The sequence below is a fragment of the Streptomyces sp. NBRC 110611 genome (assembly GCF_001590865.1).
In the GTDB taxonomy this organism is placed as follows: domain Bacteria; phylum Actinomycetota; class Actinomycetes; order Streptomycetales; family Streptomycetaceae; genus Streptomyces.
This window is the reverse complement of record NZ_BBUY01000060.1, coordinates 1-3,252: the sequence shown is the minus strand read 5'-3', so window position 1 is coordinate 3,252 and position 3,252 is coordinate 1. Positions and strand designations below refer to the sequence as shown.

At 62.5% G+C, this 3,252-nt stretch carries 2 protein-coding genes and 2 pseudogenes; 2 read left to right on the top strand and 2 right to left on the bottom strand.

Annotated elements, in window-relative coordinates; all coding sequences use genetic code 11:
* Both AZE13_RS35230 and AZE13_RS35225 read left to right on the top strand, forming a co-directional pair.
* Positions 1–326, top strand: a 326-nt coding sequence (locus AZE13_RS35230; RefSeq protein WP_258528192.1) for a transposase, incomplete at its 5' end; no start/stop codon positions are given.
* Between the two features lie 353 nt (positions 327–679).
* Positions 680–1,918 (top strand): DUF3472 domain-containing protein, encoded by a 1,239-nt coding sequence (locus AZE13_RS35225; protein WP_079124658.1) that lies wholly within the window; start codon positions 680–682, stop codon positions 1,916–1,918.
* 127 nt (positions 1,919–2,045) lie between these two features.
* Here the strand turns inward: AZE13_RS35225 and AZE13_RS33245 are convergent.
* Both AZE13_RS33245 and AZE13_RS39515 read right to left on the bottom strand, forming a co-directional pair.
* Positions 2,046–2,750 (bottom strand): annotated as a pseudogene (locus tag AZE13_RS33245) (IS3 family transposase); the annotation flags it as partial.
* A 68-nt stretch (positions 2,751–2,818) separates the two neighbouring features.
* Positions 2,819–2,899 (bottom strand): annotated as a pseudogene (locus tag AZE13_RS39515) (hypothetical protein); the annotation flags it as partial.
* Between the last annotated feature and the right edge of the window lie 353 nt (positions 2,900–3,252).

Here is a 3,252-nt window from a genome sequence, read left to right as displayed (position 1 = left end):
ACAAGGGCGCACGCCGCAGCTTGGGCGAGCGTGACTTCATCGCGCTCGTGGACGGCGTCCACCAGCTCGTCAAGGCGCCGATCGTGCTGGTGTGGGACCGGCTCAACACTCACATTTCCCGCCGGATGCGCGAACTCGTCGCCGAGCGGGAGTGGCTGACGGTGTTCCTGCTGCCTGCGTACTCGCCTGACCTGAACCCGGTGGAAGGCGTGTGGGCACACCCCAGCCAACCTCGCCACCGTCGACCTCGACCGGCTCAAACGCCTCCAGCACCGGCCCGACACCCTCAACGGCTTCACAGCCGACACCGGACTCCCACTCGATAGACCAACATCACTCTAACGAGCCGAGATCAGTAAATTGACACACCCTCTCGGCGCGGGAGACGCCATACTTTGCATGGCCAAGGAAGCCAACGTCCTTGGCCTACAGTAACCGTCCGCTTCAAACTGATCGCAGTGGCCCGAATTGAAGGGCTCACTCTACTTTCGTGTCAGATCCCGAGTATGAGGGGCGCACGCCCCATCCGACGAGCCGGGGGAGCACGGCGGTCTCCTAGTCGTGCTCCATGCGCTGTGCCCACGCGCCATTGCATTTTGCGAAAGTTGATATATTCTGAGGTATGCATGTCGCCCTCGCGACCTGAGGTGGAATCCGCTTTTATCGAAAGGGGATCATCATGGCTGTCGGTGCTGGTGTGCGCTGCGTAGGGCGGCTGGTTCGTGTGGTAGCGGGCACGGTTTTCGCTGCAGCCGCTATGGGGCTGGTCGGGCAGATGGAGCCGACGTCCGCTGCGGCAGTCACTGACATCGGGGCAGATCCTGCACCGCGCGCGTCGCTGACACAACAAACCCCTACAGAACAAACGCGAATCGTTGCTGGCGGAATGGCGACCGATGAACGCGAGTGGCCTTTCCGTCCAGGCGGCTACAGCGACTTTGAAACCTCCATCACTATCACCAGGGATCCCGGCTACAACGGTCGCACGTACTGGGCACACCAATTCGGGTTTTCCGGCAGCGAAGAGCCTGGCTACGTCGGACTACAGAGCAGGGACGGCTACGAAAAGTTCATCAATTTTTCCATCTGGGGGGCTGCGAGCTGGAGCAACGTCCAAAGCGGAACCCGCTGTCGTAAATTTGATCACGAAGGTAGCGGCGTGCAGTGCGATGCCAGATATGTGTGGCGTGAGGGAGTGACGTACCGGATCAAGATCTCTAGGAGTAGCGCCAACAGTTGGCGAGCGGCCATCACCGACACTCGTACGGGAAAAACCACGGATGTGGCCACGATCGTACTCCCGCAGGATCGTGGTGGCTTGAGCACGCTAGGGGAGTGGGTGGAAAATTTCGCTCAGGGCAGTGACCAACCGTCTACCTGCGAGGACGTACCTGCGGCAACCGTGGTTTTCGGTCAGCCGACAGCGAGCCAAGGCAGGGTCAGGCCCATTCGCAGTTCGTCATATACCTACGGGAATTGCTCCTACATCGCCAAGGCGGTCTGCACGACAGACCACGTTTGCACGCTCACGGTGAACCAAGGGTCGCTGCCGAGGCGCGCGAAACTGCAAAACACCTATAGCAAGTACTGCCTAGACATGCTGGGTGGGGGCGCCAGTGCCGGACTCTGGCATTGCGAGACGAGCCCCAACCAACTTATCTCTCAGGGCACCGACTACCGGCTGCATCTTTCCGCGCAAGGCTTGTGCCTGCAGCCTGACGCGCAAGGGATGGTGAAATCTGCCAGCTGCAACAACAGCGCCGAGCAGCAATGGATGTACTTGCCTCAAAGCAGTGCATACTTCAACGCGGGGAAAGGTAAATGTCTCGACCCGCTCAACAACGCGGAACTGAGCGCACCCCTCAGCGTGTACGACTGCCTGGAAAACGCTTATCAGAGGTGGCAACCCATTAGCTAAGGAATGCTTGGCTCTCGGAAGAGATACGCGTGAAGGGCACCACCCGTGGGTGGTGCCCTTCACGCAAGGCCAACCGGTGAACCGCACCGGGTTCGTTGGAGGCTGTGATGTGTGGTTTTCAGGTGGTCTAAGCTGGTCGGTGTGATCGGTAGTACATCGCCTCGTATTCGGCGGGTGGGAGATCGTCGATGCTGCTGTGGAGGCGCTGGTTGTTGTACCAGTCGACCCAGGTCAGGGTGGCGATCTCGACGTCGTCGAGGGTCCGCCAGGGCCCCGCCGGTTTGATGGCCTCGGTTTTGGACAGGCCGATCGTGGATTCCATGAGCGCGTTGTCGAGTGCGTCGCCGACGGTGCCGACACTGGGGGCGGCACCGGCTTTGCGGAGCCGGTCGGTGTAGCGGATGGACACGTATTGGCTGCCGGCGTCCGAGTGGTGCACGAGTCCGGACAGGTCGCGGCGGCCGTCACGGTCGCGGGACCAGATGGCCATTTCCAGGGCGTCCAGGACGAGGTCGGTGCGTTTGTGGCCGGCGACGCGTCGGCCGACGATCTTGCGGGAGAAGACGTCCAGGACGAAGGCGACGTAGACGAAGCCGAGCCAGGTGGCCACATGAATGAAGTCGGTGACCCACAGCTGGTTGGGGCGGCTCGCGGTGAAGTCGCGGTCGACCAGGTCCTCGGGGCGTTCGGCGGCCGGGTCCGGCACCGTCGTCTCGGCGGTCTTGCCGCGGACCGCGCCGGCCGGGCCGAGAGCGCGCATGAGGCGCTCGACGGTGCACCGGGCAACCGAGATCCCTTCGCGGCGGAGCTGACGCCAGACCCCTGGGCGTCCACGCTCGAGGTCCCGGGCCGCTGGCCGCCGTCTACCTCGGCCTGGCGGACCCAGGTGCGGACTGCCTCGCGGTTGATGCCGAGCTGGTCAGCGACCCGAGCTATCGACCCGGTCTTGATCCCGGTCTGCTTGCGTATCTCGAACACCATCCGGACCGCCCGCTCACGCAGCTCGTCCGGGTACTTCCTCTTCGCTAGCATAGGTCTCAATCCTCCAGGATTCCGGACCTCCAACAAACACGGGGCGGTTCACCCTCGCCGACTACCTCACGAAGCTCGCACCGCCCGACAGGAAAACCACCTAGCCACTTACATCCAGAATTTCTGGCGCATCACACTACCGGTAGTTCGTTAAATCCGGCGGTGGTGTGGGTTGACGACAGGTCGGCTTGGCCGTAGGCCGGTGGGAGGAGTCAACTTCCTTGCTGGAGGGTGAAGATGACCGCTTGCTGTCCGTGTCCGCCCGCGCCGGGGCCGTTGGAGGAGTACGCGGCCCGGTTCGA